We start from the raw sequence: 19,381 nt of genomic DNA, 5'->3' as shown, positions 1-19,381 counted from the left end.
ATGGCTTGTTTTTTGTTTTCAGATGAGAAAATAAATACAGTGCTTTTCTTTCCAAAAGCCCCTTTACTAGCAACCCACAATCCAATCATGCTATAATTCTCTAAATGATAACGTTTATCATTTAAGGGGGAATTAAACATGATTGAAAAAACAATTATGGAACGTCGCAGCATTAAAAAAGCGAACGATGCGCCAATTTCAAGAGAAACTGTGAACACTATTTTAGAGCAAGCTGCCTATGCGCCTTTTCATAGCAAAGTAGAGCCGTGGAATGTATACGTATTGCATACACTTGCTGAAAAAGAACGTTACATCGAGAAAATCATCGAATTTAATGAGCGCGAACAAGGGGTTAGTTTTTCTGAAGCAGAGGTTGCGGATTTAAAAGCAGGCTATGCGAAGAAAATTATTACGCCGCCTTACTTACTCATTGTGACGACGAATATTATTGGTCACGGGAAAAAGGATTTCGAATCAATCGGGGCAACTAGTGCATTTATCCAAAACATTCAATTACTTGGCTGGGAAGCGGGAATTGGGATGATTTGGCGGTCGAATAGATTTATTTTTGATGCGAAGTTTGCGGAAGATTTAGGTATTCCTTCTGAGCAAAAAATTGTCGGAACTTTGCATTTAACTAGTTTAGCCGAAGTTCCTGAAGCAAAACCGCGCCGTCCTTTGAATGAATGGGTGAAGGATTTAGCGGATTTGTAAGATTGATGTTTCGTGTGATTAGCGTTACAATGGTACAAGTGTAAGAAATAAGGAGGCGAGCAAGATGGCAGTTCCAGCTAGACGTACGTCCAAAGCGAAGAAAAACAAGCGCCGTACGCATAAAGGCTTAACAGCACCAGGTTTGAGTCGCGATAGTGAAACAGGCGAATACCGTATGTCACACCGCATCTCACCAGACGGCACTTATAAAGGTCGCACAATTATCGAAAAATAAGAGGATTTGTTCCAGTGATTGGAACAAATTCTTTTTTTTGTGATACTATAATGGAAAGAGCTAAATACACAAAAAGGAGTCTGATTTTGACATGACAGAAGAATTTGTGAACAAAGAAGATGCGCTGAAAAATTATAATGCAAAAGAGTTTCGTACACCAGATGGCTATACGAGCGATATGATTTTAACTACAGTAAAAGAGTTGAACGGGAAACCAACATTACATATTTTATTAATTAAACGAAGCTTTACAAACGCGGAAGGAAAACCAAATATGGAAGGCGGAAAATGGGCGGTTCCGGGCGGATTTGTGGATGAAAATGAATCTGCGGACCAAGCTGCCGAGCGTGAACTAGAAGAAGAAACAAGTTTGACAGATATTCCGTTGATTCCGTTTGGTGTCTTTGATAAGCCTGGTCGTGATCCGCGTGGTTGGATTATTTCACGGGCATTTTACGCAATTGTGCCACCGGAAGCTTTGGAAAAACGAGCGGCTGGCGATGATGCAGCCGAAATCGGGCTTTTTCCAATGACAGAAGCGCTCGAATTGCCACTTGCTTTTGACCATTTAGACATGCTCAAAAAAGCATTCAGCGCAATTACAGAAGAATTTTTACTGACAACGGCGATTCGCGATTTCTTGCCGGAAACTTTTTCAGCAGAGCTACTTTACCAAACGTTGGATGGCTGCACGAAGCCGGGAATTTTACCGGATGAGGTAGAGTTTATGGAGAATATCGAGTATCTACCGTATTTAGAAAAAGTGGGCGATCTGTACAGATTTAACGCAGATGCTGAAGCGGGAAGTATTTATTTTTAAATAGAAAAGGAGCCACCGATTTGGTTGGCTCCTTCTTTTATAGGAAATGTTTTTCGCCGTAGCGTAATGCGAAATCTTTAAAAGCTTTGGATGCGGGTGAAATGTAGTGATTTTTCAAGCTTGCTAAGTAAATGAAACGCTCATGTTTTGGCTCATTGATAGAGAGTACTTTGACGTTATAATGCGCGAGAGAGGAGATTTTTGGCATGATAGAAATACCGTAATCAACACTCACAAGGCCAACCATTGCGTTATCTTCCTCTACATAACAGCCGATTTTAGGTTGAATATTTATTTCAGTAAAAAGAGAATCGATGAGAGGTCTGAGGCCACTTGTGTCAGAAAAGAAGATATACGAATAATCTGCGGTATCTTTTAAATCGATTGAATCATATTTGGCGAGTGGATGGTTTTCAGCAACCACAATCACCAGTTCTTGTTTCGTTAATGGCAAAAATTCAATATCGGGTTCATTTTCGACGTAGGAACAGATTGCTAGGTCAAATTTTTCATTTTTTAAATCAGGAATAATTGATTTTGTCGCGCCTTGGTAAAAGGAAAAAGTGATATCTTTGTGATTTTCAGTTTTGGTGAAATTTTGGACAAGTTCTGGAACTGTGTGTGCGCCCATTGTGTAGATAAAGCCTAAATCAATATTTCCGTGCGATGGGCTCGTTAATTCGTGTAAAAGTTTTTCGCCTTTTTCTAGTTCGGCGAGGGATTTTTCCACATAAGTTAAATAAAAGCGACCGTATTTAGTTAAACGAATATTGCGGCCTTGTTTTTCAAATAAGTAGACACCAAGTTCGCGCTCAAGTTCTGCGATAGAATGGCTTAAGCTAGGCTGGGTAATGGATAATTCGGCAGCTGCAATAGTGTAATGCTCTTTTTCAGCCAGCTTTTTAAAATAGTATAATTGACGCAAATTCATGAAACTACCTCCTTGAAATGCCTTGATAACTCTATTGTAAGCGATTATATAGAAAAAATCTATGAATAAATCGAAAAATATACATTAGATTAATAATTATTCCTGACTTATAATGAAAGAGAAATAAGATTGTGCATTATTGAACGTGAATAATGTAACAAATCATTTGCTGAGATTATAGTCGCAGGAGGCTTATTATGACAGATTATCCGAGTATTTTTGAACCATTAACTGTAAAACGAATGACCATTAAAAACCGTGTGATAATGCCACCAATGGGGACAAACCTAGCTGGAATAAATGGCGAATTTTTAGAAGAACATATGAATTATTACGAACAACGCGCAAAAGGTGGAACAGGTCTAATCACTATTGAAAACGCTTGTGTAGATTTCCCTTATGGTACAAATGGAACAACGCAACTTAGAATTGATAATGACCAATACATTCCTGGATTTTACAAATTAACAGAACGTCTTCATAAACACGGAACTTGTGTATCCATCCAAATTAACCATGCTGGGGCATCAGCTTATCCAGCTCGTTTAAACGGACTTCAACCAGTTTCCGCATCTGATATTCCATCTAAAAAAGGCGGAACTGTGCCACGCCCGCTTACAGTAGAAGAAATTTATGAAATCGTAAATAAATATGGTGATGCTGCAAGACGCGCCCAACAAGCCGGCTTCGATGCAGTCGAAATCCACGGCGGACACTCGTACTTACTATGCCAATTCTTATCACCACTTTATAACAAACGTACAGATGAATTTGGTGGCTCGCCTGAAAATCGCGCCCGTATCGTCAAATTAATCTTGGAAAAAGTTCGCGCGGAAGTTGGTCCGTTTTTCCCTATCGTGCTGCGTTTTAGTGCAGATGAATTTACGGAAGGCGGCAACCATTTAGAAGATATTTTGGAGCTGTTAGATTATTGCCAAGAAGAAGCGGATATTTTGAACGTATCAGCGGCAATTAACGATAACTTATACTTGCAAATTGACCAAATGAACTTGGAAGATGGCTGGAGAAGCTACCTTGCAAAAGCGGTGAAAGATAAATTTAACAAACCAACGATTACTTCTGGTAACATTCGTAGTCCAAAAGCGGCAGAGAAAATTTTGTCAGAGGGATACGCGGACTTGCTTGCAATGGGACGTGGCTTAATCGCTGAGCCTAACTGGGTGAACAAAGTGGCAACTGGTCAAGAAGACATGCTTCGAAAATGTATTTCTTGTAATATCGGTTGCGCGGATCATCGGATTTCGAAGTCGAAGCCAATCCGTTGTACCGTAAATCCAGATATTATTCATGAAGATAAATACAAAGAAACAAAAGTAACTCGTCCTACCAATGTTGTCGTAATTGGCGGCGGAACAGCAGGACTTGAAGCAGCTTGTACGGCGGCCGAAGTTGGCTGTAACACAACGCTAATTGAAGCGAATGAACAAACTGGTGGCTTGGCGCGAGCTATTGCCAACCTTCCAGATAAAAGTAGAATTGCCGATTTCCCTAATTATTTAGCGAACCGAGCAGAAAAATTAACCAATTTAAAAGTTATTACAGGCACTAAAGCTGATACTGCGCTTATTGATACATTTAATCCTGATGTGGTTGTAAATGCCACAGGATCCAAACCATTACTTCCACCAATTAAAGGTTTGCTCGACGTGATTGACAAAGAAGGCAGTAAGGTTCATTCGATTTTCGGACTTATTTCGAATATCGATGACTTTACCGAATTTAGTAACAAGAAAGTCGCAGTTATCGGCGGTGGTGCAGTTGGTCTTGATGTGGTCGAGTACTTCTCAGAACGTGGTTCGGATGTTACAATTGTAGAAATGATGCCAATCCTTGGAAAAGACTTGGATATGATTACACGACTTTCGATGATGGATATTATTGAGAAAAACCACGTCGATGTGCAAACAGAAACGGCATTAACAGAAGTAGCAGCCGATCATTTCAAAGTGAAGCATGACGGAGTAGACGCCGAGATTCCATTTGATTACGGCTTTGTCTGCCTAGGAATGCGACCAGAACGCCCGCTTATGGAAGAACTTGCGGCTTACGGAAAAGAAAAGCAAATTGAAATCGTAAATATTGGCGATAGCGCTGCAACAAGAAAAATCTTGGAAGGCGTTCGCGAAGGAAGAAATATTTTAACTACATTAGAAAAAATAGGCTCTTTGTAATCCGAACTGGCAAGGCGGGGTCCGTCTTGCCACATTCGCTCTTTATATAAGTTCACATTTTCACAAATAAACCTTAATTTGGAAAGGAACGATGTTATTATGACAAACAAAATCACGGAAAGAATTACAGGACACACAGAATTAATCGGGTTAATCGCCACTCCAATCAGACACAGTTTATCACCAACAATGCACAATGAAGCTTTTGCAAAACTAGGGCTTGATTATGTATACCTTGCTTTTGAAGTTGGAGACAAAGAACTGAAAGATGTTGTACAAGGGTTTCGCGCAATGAACTTACGCGGCTGGAATGTTTCTATGCCAAATAAAACAAATATCCATAAATACTTAGATAAACTTTCTCCAGCGGCTGAACTTGTAGGGGCAGTAAACACAGTTGTTAATGATGACGGCGTGTTAACTGGACACATCACGGACGGCACTGGCTATATGCGTGCGTTAAAAGAAGCCGGTCATGACATTATCGGTAAAAAAATGACAATTTGTGGTGCTGGTGGTGCCGCAACAGCTATCTGCATCCAAGCAGCTCTTGATGGCGTGAAAGAAATCTCGATTTTCAACAGAAAAGACGATTTTTATGCCAATGCTGAAAAAACAGTAGAAAAAATCAATACAAAAACAAATTGTAAAGCACAATTATTTGATATGGAAGATCATGAACAACTACGTAAAGAAATCGCAGAAAGTGTGATTTTCACGAATGCGACTGGCGTTGGGATGAAACCTTTCGAAGGTGAAACACTTCTACCAAGTGCAGATATGCTTCGTCCAGAATTAATCGTTTCGGATGTTGTTTACAAACCAACTAAAACAAGATTGCTGGAAATCGCTGAAGAACAAGGCTGTCAAACACTTAATGGTCTAGGCATGATGCTTTGGCAAGGTGCGAAAGCTTTCGAAATTTGGACACACAAAGAAATGCCAGTTGATTACATTAAAGAAATCCTATTTTAAAAACTTGCAAAAGAACAAGGTTATCGCTAATCTTAAGACATAATATCGAATGAGGAGAATTATACATGAATAAAGTAGTCGTAAAGAATGTTACGTTTGGTGAAGGTGCGCCAAAAATTTGTGTACCAATGGTCGGTAAAACGGTTGCTGCTCTTAAAGAAGAAGCAGAAATGTTAAAAACAATCGATTTGGACGTTGTCGAATGGCGCGTTGACTTTTATGAAGACGTAAAAGATTTAGTTAAAGTGGAAGCTGCGCTAGATGAGATTCGCGCAATTTTGCCAGAAACACCGATTTTATTCACTTTCCGCAGTGCAAAAGAAGGCGGCGAGTTAGCTGTTAGTGATGAATTTTATTTTGAATTAAATGAAACACTAGCTGGCACTGGCAAAATTGATTTAGTTGACGTGGAACTTTTCAATGAAGAAGTGGATGTTTTACGTTTAATTGAAACAGCCCACAAAAACAATGTAAAAGTAGTGATGTCGAACCATGATTTTGATAAAACACCTGCGAAGGAAGAAATTGTTTCTCGCTTAACTCGCATGGAAGCACTCGGCGCGGACCTTCCGAAAATCGCTGTTATGCCAAAATCTGCTGGAGACGTACTAACTTTATTAGATGCAACGAATACCGTATCTGAAAAAGCTAATCAACCAATCATTACGATGTCGATGGCGGGAACTGGTGTCATCAGTCGTCTTGCTGGCGAAGTATTTGGCTCCGCAATGACATTTGGTGCTGCGAAAAAAGCATCCGCTCCTGGTCAAATTGATGTTAATGAGTTACGTCATGTCCTTGATTTACTGCATAAACAATTTTAATGAAGTTCGAAAAACCTTAAATTTAGATTAATTGTCTAAGTTTAAGGTTTTTTTGTTATAATAAGGCATCAGGAATTTTAAAGGAGACGGAACTAAATGAAGAAGTTACTTTTTTTAGGTGATAGTGTGACAGATGCAGGGCGCGATTTTGAAAATGACCGCGAATTAGGACATGGTTATGTGAAAATGATTGCAGAACAGCTTGAGAAAGAAGATGTAACGGTTATAAATCGTGGCGTTAGTGCGAACCGGGTGGCGGATTTGCATCGTCGTATTGAGGCGGATGCGATTTCACTTCAACCAGATGTAGTTACGATTATGATTGGGATAAATGATACGTGGTTTAGTTTTAGCAGATGGGAAGATACTTCTGTGACGGCGTTTAAAGAAGTGTATCGCGTGATTTTGAACCGAATTAAAACGGAGACAAATGCGGAACTGATTTTGATGGAGCCGTTTGTATTACCATATCCGGAAGACCGGAAAGAGTGGCGCGGCGATTTAGATCCGAAAATTGGAGCTGTACGCGAACTTGCGGCAGAATTTGGTGCGACGCTTATTCCGCTTGATGGGCTAATGAATGCGCTCGCTATCAAACATGGGCCGACCTTTTTAGCTGAGGACGGCGTGCACCCGACCAAAGCAGGACATGAAGCAATTGCTTCTACTTGGCTAGAGTTTACAAAATAACGCTTTACAGAAAAAATTATCCATGCTATAGTTGGGTCTATGCGATGAGCCTACAAGCAGTGACTTAAGTATCACTGCCCCATTTTCCGCGTTATAGCTTTGTGGAAGGCTGCGGAAGATGACGCTATGAAATGCCCCTTAAAGTAATTTAAGGGGCATTTTTCTATAAAAAAGGAGTGTTTGTTTTGCAGAAGGAGAAAGCACCAATAGGACTTTATTTTTTATTAATTGCAGTGATGGCGAGTTGGGGGTTTAATGTCACGATGACGAAAGTGTTAGTTAGCTATTTTCCGACTGTTACGATGACATCTTTTCGGATTTTCACCGCAGCTATAACCGTTATTATTATTTTATTTATCACAAAAAAATTACGTCTGCCTACAAAACGGGAATTTGGTTTAATTTTTCTCGCGAGTATTTTTAATATTGTTATTCATCATTTTTTCTTGTCGAACGGGTTGAAGCTAACGACTGGGACGAATGCAGGACTTATTCTTGGTTCTGCGCCGATTGTGGTAGCGATTTTTTCTGTGGTTTTTCTCCATGAACGAATTGGAGCATGGCGTGCGCTCGGCTTTTTAGCAGGGATTTTTGGCGTGAGTTTGGTTGTTCTTTCTAATGGGACGGGAATTAGCGGGATTTCACTTGGAGATATCGACATCTTTATCGCGATGGCTTCCCAAGCATTTAGTTTTATTATTATTAAAAAGCTCGCTGGATCAATGGATACGGGTCTGATGACGGGATATATGTTATTTCTTGGTTCGGTTATGTTGTTTGTTTTAAGTCGCTTCATGGAGCCGGGGGGCGTGTCAGAATTAGTGGCCGTTCATTCGTGGAAGCTATGGCTCTTGTTTGTCGTTTCAGCTGTGGTCGCAACGGCCTTTGGTAATTTCGTTTATAATTATGCGGTTGGGAAAATTGGTCCGTCACGCTCGGCTATTTTTATGAATTTTAATCCATTATTTTCGCTTATTGGCGCATTACTTTTCCTTGGAGAAGCTATTAAAATCCCACAACTAGTTGGATTCGTTTTTATCATTATTGGCGTCCTGCTTGGTTCCGGCGCATTAATGGATCTTATTTATGAACGCAAAAAAACAAAAGTACGCGATCCTGAAAAACTGCTCGAAAAAGAAGTTTGACTTTTATTGACCTTTATATTATAATTTGGTTAGTTACTTATTAAAAGTAACTCGATAATGATAGGAGGGATAGCATGAAATTGTTATTAAAAAATATTAATGAACTTGCTGCAAAACAAAAAAGTGAAGGATTAACTGCTTTTGAAAAAGAAAGACAAGCTGCCCTTCGTCAAGAATATTTGAAGAAAATTAGAGGAACTGTTCAAGATAATTTGCATCACGTAACAATCATTGATCCACTTGGAGACGATGTAACTCCTAAAAAACTAAAAGAAATCCAAGCCGAATTAAGAGGCTGATATAAATCAAAAGGTTGAAAGAGCTCATTGCTTTTTCAGCCTTTTTTTGTTGACAGAGCTAATTTACCATCTTGCGGAGTCGAGTAGAGAAAAATGGTGACGAACAGTTTAACATTTTCGGAAGTACTGGTGCTACAATCAAAATGAGAAAGGAGAGGATAACATGGAAATTGCAATTGCAGCTGATCATGGCGGATTTCAGTTAAAAGAAAAAATTCGTGCACATTTAATTGAAAGCGGCTACAAGGTGAAAGATTTTGGTTGTTATTCAGTCGAAAGCGTGGATTTTCCAGAGTACGCCGCTAAAGTAGGGCACTTCGTTGCAACCGAAAATAGTTTAGGTGTACTCTGTTGCGGAACAGGAATTGGGATGTCGATCGCAGCCAACAAAATAAAAGGCGTGCGTGCTGCTGTCGTTTCAGACACTTTTTCAGCGATGATGACTAGGCGACATAATAACAGTAATGTTCTTTGTCTTGGTGAACGTGTTCTTGGCGATAGTCTGGCGTTACTCATACTTGATACGTGGCTTGCGGCGGAATTTGAAGGTGGTAGACATTTATCAAGGCTTGAAAAATTGGCAGAGCTTGAGGAACAGGAGGGAGTTGAATGAAAATGATTGCGGCTTCCATTATGTGCGCAGACTCGCTTCATCTCGCTGACGAACTCCGCGCCCTCGAACAAGCAAACGTAAAGATGCTCCATTGTGATGTGATGGATGGTGTGTTTGTAAAAAATGCAGCGATGGGCGCCTATGTCCTTCAAGATATAAAAAACAATACAGATATGTTGCTTGATATTCATTTAGCTACAGTGAATCCTGATAAATTTGTGGATTTGTATGCGGCGATAAAGCCAGCTTATATGTCCTTCCACGTAGAAGCTTCACCTGATGTCGATGCGACTATAAACCACATTCGGGAGCTAGGAATCAAACCGTCCATCGCAATCAGCCCGGATACAGAAATTGAACAGATTTATCCATTTTTAGAGAAAGTCGATATGGTTTTAATGATGACCGTTAACCCAGGATTCGCCGGGCAAAAATTCCAGCATCATGTACTAGAAAAAATCAAAAAACTTCAAAAAGAGCTTGAAAGCCACACCAATAAACCATTAATTGAAGTAGATGGCAACATTTTTGAAGAAACAGTCCGGTTGCTTGAACCAATTGGCGCAGATGTCTATGTCGTTGGAACAGCCGCATTATTTAACGACAAGGCAGGTAGTTATACAGAAAAACTGGCGCCATTCAGAGAAATTATCCAAGAAAGGTGAGGGAAAATGCATTTAGATTCAGCTAATTTAGAAGACGTGAAAAAAATTCAAACCAGCTCCATTTTTAAAGGAATTACTACGAACCCAACCATTTTAGTAAAAGAAAAATGCAATCGACAAACAGCGATTAATCGTATTTTAGAACTTACGGATAAACAAGTTTTTGTACAGACAGTTGGTTTTAGCTATGAGGAAATTTTGGCAGATGCGCGCATGTTACTAGCTACGTTTGGAAAAGAACAAATAGCTATTAAGATTCCGGCACATGAGGCTGGTATTAACGTGATCGATACACTCAAAAAAGAGGATAAAACCATTCAAATCTTAGGAACTGCTATTTATTCGGCTGATCAAGCAATCGCGGCTGCCTTGGCTGGTGCAGATTTTGTTGCCCCATATGTGAATAGGATGAGCGCAGCGAACATCGATCCTTTTAAAGAAATTGCTGGAATGCGTCACTTTTTTGATACAAAGGCACTTAAAACACAAATTATGGCAGCGAGCTTTAAACATAGCGGGCAAGTAATGCAAGCTTATGAAAGTGGCGCAGATACTGTAACCATTCCTTATGAAATTTATTCGCAAATGACCAACAAAGTGTTAGCATTAGAAGCAATTCGTGTCTTTAATAAAGATGCTACATTGTACGAAAATTAACAATCTCCTTCTCATGTTGTGGAAGTGTGTGGAGAAAACTTGTGATGAAAGCGCATTCTTAAGCGCCAAACCCTATGCTATAATTAGGCTATCAAAGGGGGGAGACGCATGTATCTGGATAACAGAAGTAAAACACTATTTCAAGAAGTCATAAAAAATCCGAACATTACAAATAAACAACTCGAAGTAAAGTATAAATTATCGCGTTACCAAATCAGCTATAGTTTTCAGAAAGTAAACGAATGGCTCAAGTGGAAAAATTATCCAGAAGTAAAGCGTTCCAAAAACGGCAGATTTATATTAGAACCAGAGCTTACAGCGCTATTTTCTGAGAAAGAAACTCGAGATCCAAGCGTAGAATACTTACCTTCCGAAAATGAACGTGCCAATTTAATTTTGCTGATGCTTTTAACAGCAAAAGAAGAACTATCCCTCGCCCATTTTACAACGAAGATTCAAGTAAGCAAAAACACCATTCTTCGTGATTTAAAAGTAGCGCAAAAATTACTTCCTAAAGAAACAACGGTCACTTATAGCAGAGCATCGGGTTATCAGTTGGCAGGCAGTGAGTGGGAACTGCGCAAGGTTCTGACACAAGTTGTTAGTAGCGTTAAAGAGATGTTTCGAGGAGAACACTATTTCCTATCGTATTCAGGAATTGAAAAAGTCCAACTTATGGAAATTCGCCGCACACTCGAAGAAGCAGAAGCGATGATGCAAATAAAATTCACCTATGAACAAATCGAATTACTACCCTATTTGCTATCCGTGATGTTCTTAAGAATCAGAGACCGGCGTTTAATCGATACTGCATTTCATATTGACGAAAAATCACTTTCAGACACGAGAGAATACCACATTACCGATATTTTGCTCGAAAAAACTGGCCCAGTTCCAGAACAAGAGCGACTTTTCATCACATTACAACTTCTTACAACAAACATTTTTTCCGGCGAAATTTTAACTGAAAAATTAACAGAAGACTTGGAAAAAGTTGTCCTCACATGCTTAGACCTATTCGAGAAAAAAGCACTTGTTTCACTTAAAAACAAACATATCTTAATTGAAAAATTACTCTTACATCTAAAACCAGCCTATTACCGGATTAAATACCAAATGAACTTAGAAGATACACTTTATGAAAAATTCAATCAAGAATTCGAGGCGCTTAACTTTATTGTTAAAGAAGCTTTTGACCCACTTGCGAAATTTATTGGTCGCGAAATTCCGGCAGGTGAAATATTCTTCATTTCGTTATTCATTGGCAGCGATATGATTCCGCAAAATGATATTTATCATAAACAAAAACGCGCGATTGTTCTTTGCCCGAGCGGGGTTACTTTTTCAAAAATTATGGAAAATATTTTAGTAAAACTATTCCCGGAAATTCATTTTTATCCAACTATATCTGTTCGTGAATACGCCTTTTTCAAAGCAGAAGTTGATATTGTTTTTTCATCTATTCCGTTAAAAGATGGCGAAAATGTCTTTGTTGTTCAACCATTTATGAACGATATTGAAAAAACACAACTAAGGCAACAAGTGCTGCAAAATCTTTTCGGGATGGGAAACCAGCTCACAAACATTGATAAAATCATGGAAGTCGTAGAACGTAACGCCGATATAAATGATCCGAATGCAATACGAGATGGAATCATTGATATTTTGTCAGCGAATACAGCTACAAATGAAAATAAACGTGTGAAAAAAGTCTATTTACATGATTTAATCACCGAAGATAACATCATGATTTGTGAGGATGTTAAAAACTATCAAGAATCGATTCGTCTAGCGAGTCAGCCGCTGTTACTGCAACAAGCAATTACAGCGAACTATGTAAAGACCATGATTGATAACCATAAATTCCACGATCCGTACATTATTATCGGTGAAGATATTGCCATTCCACACGCAATGCCTAATGCAGGGGTAAATCGACTCGCTATGTCTCTTTTAGTCGTGAAAAATGGTGTATATTTTTCAGAAACAGAACAAGTTCATTTCGTAATAGTCATCGCGCCCGTGGATAAAGAGCAACACATTGAAGCTCTTTACCAAATCGTTCATTTAGCAGAGAATCACCAAATTTTAGATGATTTGCTCGAAAATGTAACGAAAGAAAAAATCATGCAAACAATCAACCAATTAGTAATTAGAGAGGATGAATAAATTTTGGATAAACAAGCTATTTTAGATAATATTCACCAAACATGGCAAGAAGAAGCAAATGCAATTTCTCGTTTGCCGGAAGTAACGAGTGAAGAGGCTCTCGTTAAAACGGTTGAAACAATCGCCGAGTGCACAGGAAAAATTGTCGTAGCTGGTTGTGGAACATCCGGCGTCGCTGCGAAAAAATTAGTACACTCTTTCAACTGTATCGAACGTCCAGCAGTCTTTTTAACCCCATCAGATGCTGTGCATGGAACTCTTGGTGTACTTCAAAAAGAAGATATATTGATTCTCATTTCAAAAGGTGGGAATACAGGCGAATTACTTAATTTAATTCCTGCTTGTAAAACAAAAGGGAGTACATTGATTGGTGTAACAGAAAACCCAGAATCTGTTATCGCCAACGAAGCAGATATCTTTTTCCCAGTAAGTGTAAAGAAAGAACCAGATCCTTTTAATATGTTAGCAACGGCAAGTACAATGGCTGTTATTGCAAGCTTTGATGCAATAATTGTTTGCTTAATGACCTATATGAATTACACAAAAGAGCAGTTTTCCGTCATCCATCCTGGTGGTGCCGTTGGAAACAAATTATTAAATAAATAAACAAGCAGCCAGTCGGAGGGATGCAATTTGGATGTATTAGAATATTTTAAAGAAGAAATGGTTCGCTTTTCAAACGAACAAAATAAAGAAAAATTACTTACGGAAATGGCTGAACAGTTGTGTGAAGTAGGCGCTGTAAAGCCAAGTTTCAAAGACGCCGTAATTAAACGGGAAAAAGTTTTTCCAACGGGATTACTAACCGCTCATGCTGGAGTCGCCATTCCACATACAGATAGCGAACACGTCATTCGTCCAGTAATTGCTGTGCGGATACTTAAGGAACCAGTTTCTTTTATTGAAATGGCCTCTGATAACGAAGCAATCGATGTGAGAATCGTCTTTATGATGGCGCTGAGGAGTGCTGACGAACAACTAGATATGCTGCAAACACTTATTCAACTTATTCAAGACGAGGAGGTGATGACGACCTTACTTAAAGCGCAAGAGACGGGAGATGTTCTTTCCGCAATAGAACATTTTTCTAAGAATAATTAAGGGAGGTCGGGAATAAATGGGGAGTTTTTTTGCAAGTTTTGTAGACTGGCTAATAGGAAGTCCAGGTAGATTTGTCGTTAACTTAATTGAAGATAATATGTTAATTTTCATGTTCGTAGTAATGATTTACGCCACCACCATTTTATACGCCAAGTGGACACTCGCATACTACTTACCGAAAAAAATGAATCAGTTAGCAGAAATGAAAACGTGGGAGCTGGACGAATTATATGCAGCGTGGCAAACAGAGAAAAAAGCTCTACCGTGGTACATTCTCGTGCCAAGTCGAAATGAATTTTGGGTAAAATCAGCCCGAAATGCACCAGAATCAACTAAATTACTCCATTTTAGTCAGCAAAAATTAAAACTAAGTGACAAAGAAAAGTTACAAAAAATCATAGAAATTCAATCTTGAGGTGATAATAGTGGCAAAAATAGTTCCGTCTGTTTTTGGAGCAGACATCGGCAGAATTAATGAACAGTTACAAGTCTTAGAGAAAAATGGCATCGATTTATTACATGTAGATATGATGGATGGCTCGTTCGTTCCGAATATTGCTTTTGGTCCTGATCAAATCAAAATGATGAAAAAAGGCACAAAACTTCAATTTGATGTGCATATGATGGTGTATGAACCAGATCGTTATATTCCAAGATTAGTGGAAGCTGGTGCCCATATGATTACAGTCCACCAAGAAGCGACAACCCATTTACATCGTACAATTCAACTAATTAAAAGTTACGGAGTTCGCGCTGGAGTTGTGTTAAATCCAGGTACACCACCAAGCACTCTAGAATACGTGTTAGATGATATTGACTGTATTTTGCTTATGACTGTAAATCCAGGCTTAGGTGGTCAAAAATTCTTCCAATCAAGTTTAGAAAAAATCAGAAAAACCAAAGCGTATATTGGAAATCGTCCTATTCAAATTGAAGTAGATGGCGGAGTAAATGACGAACTTGCGAAAGAATGTACACTTGCAGGCGCAGATTTAATCGTTGTAGGATCTTATTTATTTGAAGGCGATATCGAAGCGAATTTGGAAAAGTTATCGAAGGGAGTTTTAACAGAATGAAAGCTTTAAAATTATATGGGAAAAGAGATTTGCGTTATGAAGAAGCAGATATGCCAACAATCGAACAACCTGATGATGTTATTTTGAAAGTAAAAACGGTTGGAATTTGCGGATCAGATATTTCGAGATACAGTAAACTTGGTCCGTATGTACCGGGAATGGTGTGGGGACACGAATTTTCAGGAGAAGTGATTGAGGTTGGTAGTGCGGTAACTGATATTGAAATTGGTGATAGGGCTGCCGGATGCCCAGCACTCTATTGCGGAGAGTGTGAATACTGTAAAAAAGGCGAATTCGCCCGCTGTCGGAAGCTAACAGTAATCGGAGCAAGACATCCCGGAGCCTATGCTGAGTATATCAAACTTCCAGCAGAAAATGTAGTAAAAATACCAGACGAATTAGATTATGAAGCGGCTGCACTTGTCGAGCCTTCTGCAGTGGTCGTTCATGGATTTTATCATACGAAATTACAAGCAGGCGATGATGTCGTCGTTGTCGGAAGCGGCAATATCGGTTTGCTAGCAATTCAATGGGCAAAAGTTTTTGGCGCAAGAAGAGTTATTGCGATTGATGTAGACGATAAAAAGTTAGCTCTTGCGAAAGAAGTGGGAGCAGACGTAGTTATTAATTCATTAAAAGAAGATCCATTAGAAGTAGTCGCAGCACATACAGATGGTCTAAATGCTGATTTAGTTGTAGAAGCCGCGGGATCACCTATTACATCCGCTCAAGTTTTTGCCTATGCGAAAAAAGGTGGAGGCGTCGTGTTCCTAGGAATTCCATATGCCGATGTAACAATCGAACGTTTCTATTTTGAAAAAATTGTGCGGAGTGAGCTTACTGTTTGGGGTTCATGGAACGCAATTTCCGCACCATTTCCAGGAAAAGAGTGGCAAACAACCATTCACTTCCTAGCTAACAAACAAATCAACATTGAGCCAATGATTACACATCGTCTTTCACTTGCAGAAGGACCAGAAGTTTTTGAGCGAATCTATGAAAGAAATGAATTTTTCGGGAAAGTACTATTTTTCCCAGAAAGATAGGGGGATTTTAAGATGAAAAAGAAGAGAATTTATGTATGTTGTGGGACAGGAATTGCGACTTCCACAGTTATTTCCAAAAAAGTGCGTGCGGTATTAGATGAAAAGCGCATTCCATATGAAATTAGTCAGTGCACGGTTCAAGAAGTAGCGTCAAAAGTAAGCACATCTAAGCCAGACATTATTGTTAGTTCAACAACAGTTACAGGTGATGTTGGTGATGTACCAGTTGTCATTGGAAGATCATTTTTAACTGGCCTTAAAAAACAAGAAACAATCGATGAAATACTCGCGATACTTCAAGATTAAAGGGAGGGCACAAAATGGATATTATTCTAGATTTCTTTAAATATATTATCGGGCTTGGTGTAACAGTTATGATGCCAATTATCATTACCATTCTAGGTGTGATTTTCCGCAAAAAAATTAGTGTAGCTTTTAAAGCAGGGCTAACAGTTGGCGTTGGATTTGTTGGACTAGGCGTTATCACTTCACTTATGTTAACGACCATTACACCAGTTACAAAAGCACTGGTAGAGAACTATAATTTTAAATTAACAGCGACGGATATTGGTTGGGGAGTTGGCTCGTCACTCGCATGGGGGACTGAAGTAGTGCCATTTGTTTTTGTAGCAATTATTGCAACTAATATTTTAATGATTGCCTTTAAATGGACGAAAACAATGGATGTGGATATTTGGAACTACTGGCAGCCGCTTTTTATCGCGAGTGCACTTTACTTAACGACTGGTAGTATGATTATTGCGATTCTTAGTTCGATTATTAATATGGCAATTATTTTCAAAATCGCTGACTGGACGCAAAAAGATGTGGAGGATGTATTAGGTTTGGATGGAATTTCCTTACCACAAATTCAAACTTCTGGGTGGGCTCTTGTTGGTTATCCGATGAACTGGTTACTTGGAAAAATTCCTGGCGTTAGGAAAATCAATTGGTCCACAGAGAAAGTTCAAACCCGTTTAGGTATTTTCGGCGAACCGATGCTGATGGGCTTAATTATCGGTGGTGGACTTGCAGCAATTGCGCAAATGCCACTAAGCCAAGTATTGCAAACTGGAGTAACAATTGCAGCTAGTTTAGTACTTATTCCGCGGATGGTTTCGCTTTTAATGGACGGTCTTACAGTTATTTCAGAAGCTGCCCATGAATTCATGGAAAAACGTTTCCCAGGTCGCGAACTATTCATCGGACTAGATTCAGCGGTTGGGATTGGACACCCATTTGTACTTTCACTTGGACTGTTAATGATTCCAATTACTTTAATCTTAGCGTTCATTTTACCAGGCAATAAAGTATTACCTTTAGCTGATTTAACGGCATTACCATTCTATATGATTTTTGCCATTGTTCCTTCAAAAGGTAATTTGTTTAGAGGGATTTTCACAGGTATCGTTATCGTCATTATTACCCTCTACCTATCAGGCGCAGCGGCACCACTGATGACGGAACTTGCTGGTCAAATCGGTTATAATATACCAAAAGATGCTGTAGAAGTAACCTCTCTAGCTGTAGGGACTCAGTGGTATACTTGGATTGTATATTACGGACTTCATTGGTTCGGCGGCATTCTTTAATTGCAATATAGTGAAACAAGCATTAGTTCGCGCTAATGCTTGTTTTATTTCCGGGAAGAATTTTTAGCTAGTAGACAACCCTCAGACAGTTCTATATAATAATAAGGAGAAGAAATTAGTACGGTGGAAGGAGATAGCAATGACAGGCAAAATGAAACTTTTTTCTGTGACGAGTGAGAGACCACTTGCGACAAAAATTGCAGATTATCTAGATATACCTTTATGTGAGGTGGAGCTCCAGAAGTTCAGTGATGGAGAAGTGAAAATTAATATTGAGGAAAGTATCCGCGGAACTAACGCGTATGTTGTTCAATCAATGAATGCAAACGTAAATGAACGCTTAATGGAACTTTTAATCATGGTAGATGCCTTAAAACGCGCTTCCGTGCACTCAATTAATATAATTATGCCTTATTATGGCTATGCTCGTCAGGACAGAAAAGCACGCTCAAGAGAACCTATTACTGCCAAATTAATGGCAAACTTAATCCAACGTGCGGGAGCAAATCGTTTAATTACTGTTGATTTGCATGCAGCTCAAATTCAAGGCTTTTTCAATATTCCAATCGATCATCTTTCAGCAGTTCCACTTATCGGTGATTATTTGATTGAAAAATACGGTGAAGAGGACGTCGTTGTAGTCGCACCAGATCATAGTGGTGTTGTTCGTGCACGTAGAATTGCTGATCGATTAAACGCGCCAATCGCCATTTTAAATCGTAAACCAAGACCGCACGAAGATGAGATTATGAGCGTTATCGGCGACGTGAAAGGCAAAGTCGCAATCGTTGTCGATGATATTATCGATACCGGTGTACGTGCCACAACTTCAGCTGACATTTTACTTGAAAAAGGGGCAGTAGAAGTAATCGCGTGCGCAACCCATTCAGTCATGGCTGGAGACGCGACTGAACGTTTGCAAAACTCAAGAATCAAAGAAGTCATTACATCCGACTCTATCGACCTTCCAGAAGAAAAGCAATTCGACAAACTAACAACCATCTCCATCGGACGAATCTTAGGTCGCGCAATCGAAGGCGTCCAAGAAAACCGTTCATTGCATCCGTTATTTTAAGATATAAGCAGAAAACAGCAACTAGTAGAGTTGCTGTTTTTTTGTTATCTGTCAACGTTAAGTAGCGTGAAAAACACCGGAGACCGACAGGAATTTGTGAATGCTTGGAGGAAGCGGAGTTTGGAGATATTTGCTTTGAAAAAGTATGCTGGCAAAAGTAGATTTTATCTGATTTGGAACAAGTCGACAGAAACAGCCTTTTGAGGTAAGATGGGAGTAAGAAGAAAAGCGCACGGGTTTTAGTTGCTTATTGTGAAATGTAAATGGCGTAGATTTATCCCATCGTCTAATTGTTCCATTCGTTTTAGTTACTTATTGTGAAATGTAAATAAGCTATATAAAATCAAATCTAAGGAGCTATCGCCGTTTTAGTTACTTAATTTGAAATGTAAATCTCCAATCTTGATGTTTTTTAATCGTATTTTTCGGTTTTAGTTATTTAATGTGAAATGTAAATGGAGATTTTAAAATCTGATCATAATAACTCACTTGTTTTAGTTACTTATTGTGAAATGTAAATTAGGTTGATTTAAGACCAATGTTTGATGTTGCTTCAGTTTTA

Annotated in this window: 22 protein-coding genes and 1 CRISPR repeat array (1 of these 23 cut by a window edge); of the genes, 21 read left to right on the top strand and 1 reads right to left on the bottom strand. The window is 39.0% G+C overall.

Annotation, left to right across the window (positions count from 1 at the left end; translation table 11 throughout):
- Nucleotides 1-138: 138 nt before the first annotated feature.
- The 3 genes from AC4PG0_RS05895 (at nucleotide 139) to AC4PG0_RS05885 (ending at nucleotide 1,769) form a co-directional block, all read left to right on the top strand.
- Entirely contained in the window at nucleotides 139-714 is a 576-nt protein-coding gene (locus tag AC4PG0_RS05895) for a nitroreductase family protein (protein ID WP_003770564.1), read from the top strand.
- Nucleotides 715-778: 64 nt separating this feature from the next.
- Entirely contained in the window at nucleotides 779-949 is a 171-nt protein-coding gene (gene rpmF / locus AC4PG0_RS05890; RefSeq protein ID WP_003718584.1) for a 50S ribosomal protein L32, read from the top strand.
- Nucleotides 950-1,040: 91 nt separating this feature from the next.
- Nucleotides 1,041-1,769, top strand: a complete 729-nt coding sequence (locus AC4PG0_RS05885) for an NUDIX domain-containing protein (protein WP_492167345.1) — start codon at nucleotides 1,041-1,043, stop codon at nucleotides 1,767-1,769.
- Nucleotides 1,770-1,806: 37 nt separating this feature from the next.
- Here the strand turns inward: AC4PG0_RS05885 and AC4PG0_RS05880 are convergent, their stop codons facing one another.
- Nucleotides 1,807-2,700: a LysR family transcriptional regulator gene (locus AC4PG0_RS05880; protein ID WP_492167346.1), complete on the bottom strand. Its 894-nt coding sequence runs from the start codon at nucleotides 2,698-2,700 to the stop codon at nucleotides 1,807-1,809.
- Nucleotides 2,701-2,897: 197 nt separating this feature from the next.
- Here AC4PG0_RS05880 and AC4PG0_RS05875 point away from each other — a divergent pair, with 197 nt between their 5' ends.
- The 18 genes from AC4PG0_RS05875 (at nucleotide 2,898) to AC4PG0_RS05790 (ending at nucleotide 18,819) form a co-directional block, all read left to right on the top strand.
- Complete coding sequence (locus AC4PG0_RS05875; RefSeq protein WP_270908020.1) at nucleotides 2,898-4,892, top strand: NAD(P)/FAD-dependent oxidoreductase; 1,995 nt, start codon at nucleotides 2,898-2,900, stop codon at nucleotides 4,890-4,892.
- A 99-nt stretch (nucleotides 4,893-4,991) separates the two neighbouring features.
- Nucleotides 4,992-5,867 (top strand): shikimate dehydrogenase, encoded by an 876-nt coding sequence (locus tag AC4PG0_RS05870; RefSeq protein WP_003770572.1) that lies wholly within the window; start codon nucleotides 4,992-4,994, stop codon nucleotides 5,865-5,867.
- Nucleotides 5,868-5,932: 65 nt separating this feature from the next.
- Nucleotides 5,933-6,691, top strand: a complete 759-nt coding sequence (aroD, locus tag AC4PG0_RS05865; protein ID WP_185539319.1) for a type I 3-dehydroquinate dehydratase — start codon at nucleotides 5,933-5,935, stop codon at nucleotides 6,689-6,691.
- A 96-nt stretch (nucleotides 6,692-6,787) separates the two neighbouring features.
- On the top strand, nucleotides 6,788-7,381 hold the full coding sequence (locus tag AC4PG0_RS05860) for an SGNH/GDSL hydrolase family protein (RefSeq protein WP_008946924.1): 594 nt from the start codon (nucleotides 6,788-6,790) through the stop codon (nucleotides 7,379-7,381).
- 185 nt (nucleotides 7,382-7,566) lie between these two features.
- Entirely contained in the window at nucleotides 7,567-8,526 is a 960-nt protein-coding gene (locus tag AC4PG0_RS05855; protein WP_187984000.1) for a DMT family transporter, read from the top strand.
- Between the two features lie 74 nt (nucleotides 8,527-8,600).
- Nucleotides 8,601-8,825, top strand: a complete 225-nt coding sequence (locus tag AC4PG0_RS05850; protein WP_003721282.1) for a DUF896 domain-containing protein — start codon at nucleotides 8,601-8,603, stop codon at nucleotides 8,823-8,825.
- 163 nt (nucleotides 8,826-8,988) lie between these two features.
- Nucleotides 8,989-9,438: a ribose 5-phosphate isomerase B gene (rpiB, locus tag AC4PG0_RS05845; protein WP_492167347.1), complete on the top strand. Its 450-nt coding sequence runs from the start codon at nucleotides 8,989-8,991 to the stop codon at nucleotides 9,436-9,438.
- Complete coding sequence (locus AC4PG0_RS05840; RefSeq protein ID WP_492167348.1) at nucleotides 9,435-10,103, top strand: ribulose-phosphate 3-epimerase; 669 nt, start codon at nucleotides 9,435-9,437, stop codon at nucleotides 10,101-10,103. Before rpiB ends, AC4PG0_RS05840 begins: the two co-directional genes overlap by 4 nt.
- A 6-nt stretch (nucleotides 10,104-10,109) precedes the next feature.
- Nucleotides 10,110-10,760: a transaldolase family protein gene (locus AC4PG0_RS05835; RefSeq protein ID WP_492167349.1), complete on the top strand. Its 651-nt coding sequence runs from the start codon at nucleotides 10,110-10,112 to the stop codon at nucleotides 10,758-10,760.
- A gap of 108 nt (nucleotides 10,761-10,868) precedes the next feature.
- Nucleotides 10,869-12,929: a BglG family transcription antiterminator gene (locus tag AC4PG0_RS05830; RefSeq protein ID WP_149050704.1), complete on the top strand. Its 2,061-nt coding sequence runs from the start codon at nucleotides 10,869-10,871 to the stop codon at nucleotides 12,927-12,929.
- 3 nt (nucleotides 12,930-12,932) lie between these two features.
- Nucleotides 12,933-13,535: a KpsF/GutQ family sugar-phosphate isomerase gene (locus AC4PG0_RS05825; RefSeq protein WP_003760572.1), complete on the top strand. Its 603-nt coding sequence runs from the start codon at nucleotides 12,933-12,935 to the stop codon at nucleotides 13,533-13,535.
- A 27-nt stretch (nucleotides 13,536-13,562) separates the two neighbouring features.
- On the top strand, nucleotides 13,563-14,030 hold the full coding sequence (locus AC4PG0_RS05820) for a PTS sugar transporter subunit IIA (RefSeq protein WP_010990452.1): 468 nt from the start codon (nucleotides 13,563-13,565) through the stop codon (nucleotides 14,028-14,030).
- 16 nt (nucleotides 14,031-14,046) lie between these two features.
- Complete coding sequence (locus AC4PG0_RS05815; protein WP_003725715.1) at nucleotides 14,047-14,445, top strand: hypothetical protein; 399 nt, start codon at nucleotides 14,047-14,049, stop codon at nucleotides 14,443-14,445.
- Between the two features lie 10 nt (nucleotides 14,446-14,455).
- Entirely contained in the window at nucleotides 14,456-15,106 is a 651-nt protein-coding gene (gene rpe, locus AC4PG0_RS05810; RefSeq protein ID WP_185330596.1) for a ribulose-phosphate 3-epimerase, read from the top strand.
- Entirely contained in the window at nucleotides 15,103-16,152 is a 1,050-nt protein-coding gene (locus AC4PG0_RS05805; RefSeq protein WP_153648353.1) for a galactitol-1-phosphate 5-dehydrogenase, read from the top strand. Before rpe ends, AC4PG0_RS05805 begins: the two co-directional genes overlap by 4 nt.
- 12 nt (nucleotides 16,153-16,164) lie before the next feature.
- On the top strand, nucleotides 16,165-16,458 hold the full coding sequence (locus AC4PG0_RS05800) for a PTS sugar transporter subunit IIB (protein ID WP_003721293.1): 294 nt from the start codon (nucleotides 16,165-16,167) through the stop codon (nucleotides 16,456-16,458).
- Between the two features lie 14 nt (nucleotides 16,459-16,472).
- Nucleotides 16,473-17,744 carry a PTS galactitol transporter subunit IIC gene (locus AC4PG0_RS05795; protein WP_003765524.1) on the top strand — a complete coding sequence of 424 codons (1,272 nt, stop codon included), beginning with the start codon at nucleotides 16,473-16,475 and terminating at the stop codon, nucleotides 17,742-17,744.
- 139 nt (nucleotides 17,745-17,883) lie between these two features.
- The gene (locus AC4PG0_RS05790) at nucleotides 17,884-18,819 is read left to right on the top strand and encodes a ribose-phosphate diphosphokinase (RefSeq protein WP_003760587.1); all 936 of its coding nucleotides are present in this window, start codon (nucleotides 17,884-17,886) and stop codon (nucleotides 18,817-18,819) included.
- Between the two features lie 236 nt (nucleotides 18,820-19,055).
- Nucleotides 19,056-19,381: a CRISPR direct-repeat array (repeat unit 29 nt; unit sequence GTTTTAGTTACTTATTGTGAAATGTAAAT) (it continues 155 nt past the right edge of the window).

It is taken from the genome of Listeria sp. MAN/IMW/UF464, assembly GCF_058683955.1.
Note: the sequence above shows the minus strand (reverse complement) of the source record. Positions and strands in the feature narration are given on the sequence as shown.

Excerpts from the sequence above, each read along its gene's own strand:
- AC4PG0_RS05895 (WP_003770564.1), top strand. The coding sequence starts at position 139 with ATGATTGAAAAAACAATTATGGAACGTCGCAGCATTAAAAAAGCGAAC.
- rpmF (WP_003718584.1), top strand. The coding sequence starts at position 779 with ATGGCAGTTCCAGCTAGACGTACGTCCAAAGCGAAGAAAAACAAGCGC.
- AC4PG0_RS05885 (WP_492167345.1), top strand. The coding sequence starts at position 1,041 with ATGACAGAAGAATTTGTGAACAAAGAAGATGCGCTGAAAAATTATAAT.
- AC4PG0_RS05880 (WP_492167346.1), bottom strand. The coding sequence starts at position 2,700 with ATGAATTTGCGTCAATTATACTATTTTAAAAAGCTGGCTGAAAAAGAG.
- AC4PG0_RS05875 (WP_270908020.1), top strand. The coding sequence starts at position 2,898 with ATGACAGATTATCCGAGTATTTTTGAACCATTAACTGTAAAACGAATG.
- AC4PG0_RS05870 (WP_003770572.1), top strand. The coding sequence starts at position 4,992 with ATGACAAACAAAATCACGGAAAGAATTACAGGACACACAGAATTAATC.
- aroD (WP_185539319.1), top strand. The coding sequence starts at position 5,933 with ATGAATAAAGTAGTCGTAAAGAATGTTACGTTTGGTGAAGGTGCGCCA.
- AC4PG0_RS05860 (WP_008946924.1), top strand. The coding sequence starts at position 6,788 with ATGAAGAAGTTACTTTTTTTAGGTGATAGTGTGACAGATGCAGGGCGC.
- AC4PG0_RS05850 (WP_003721282.1), top strand. The coding sequence starts at position 8,601 with ATGAAATTGTTATTAAAAAATATTAATGAACTTGCTGCAAAACAAAAA.
- rpiB (WP_492167347.1), top strand. The coding sequence starts at position 8,989 with ATGGAAATTGCAATTGCAGCTGATCATGGCGGATTTCAGTTAAAAGAA.
- AC4PG0_RS05840 (WP_492167348.1), top strand. The coding sequence starts at position 9,435 with ATGAAAATGATTGCGGCTTCCATTATGTGCGCAGACTCGCTTCATCTC.
- AC4PG0_RS05835 (WP_492167349.1), top strand. The coding sequence starts at position 10,110 with ATGCATTTAGATTCAGCTAATTTAGAAGACGTGAAAAAAATTCAAACC.
- AC4PG0_RS05830 (WP_149050704.1), top strand. The coding sequence starts at position 10,869 with ATGTATCTGGATAACAGAAGTAAAACACTATTTCAAGAAGTCATAAAA.
- AC4PG0_RS05815 (WP_003725715.1), top strand. The coding sequence starts at position 14,047 with ATGGGGAGTTTTTTTGCAAGTTTTGTAGACTGGCTAATAGGAAGTCCA.
- AC4PG0_RS05805 (WP_153648353.1), top strand. The coding sequence starts at position 15,103 with ATGAAAGCTTTAAAATTATATGGGAAAAGAGATTTGCGTTATGAAGAA.
- AC4PG0_RS05800 (WP_003721293.1), top strand. The coding sequence starts at position 16,165 with ATGAAAAAGAAGAGAATTTATGTATGTTGTGGGACAGGAATTGCGACT.
- AC4PG0_RS05795 (WP_003765524.1), top strand. The coding sequence starts at position 16,473 with ATGGATATTATTCTAGATTTCTTTAAATATATTATCGGGCTTGGTGTA.
- AC4PG0_RS05790 (WP_003760587.1), top strand. The coding sequence starts at position 17,884 with ATGACAGGCAAAATGAAACTTTTTTCTGTGACGAGTGAGAGACCACTT.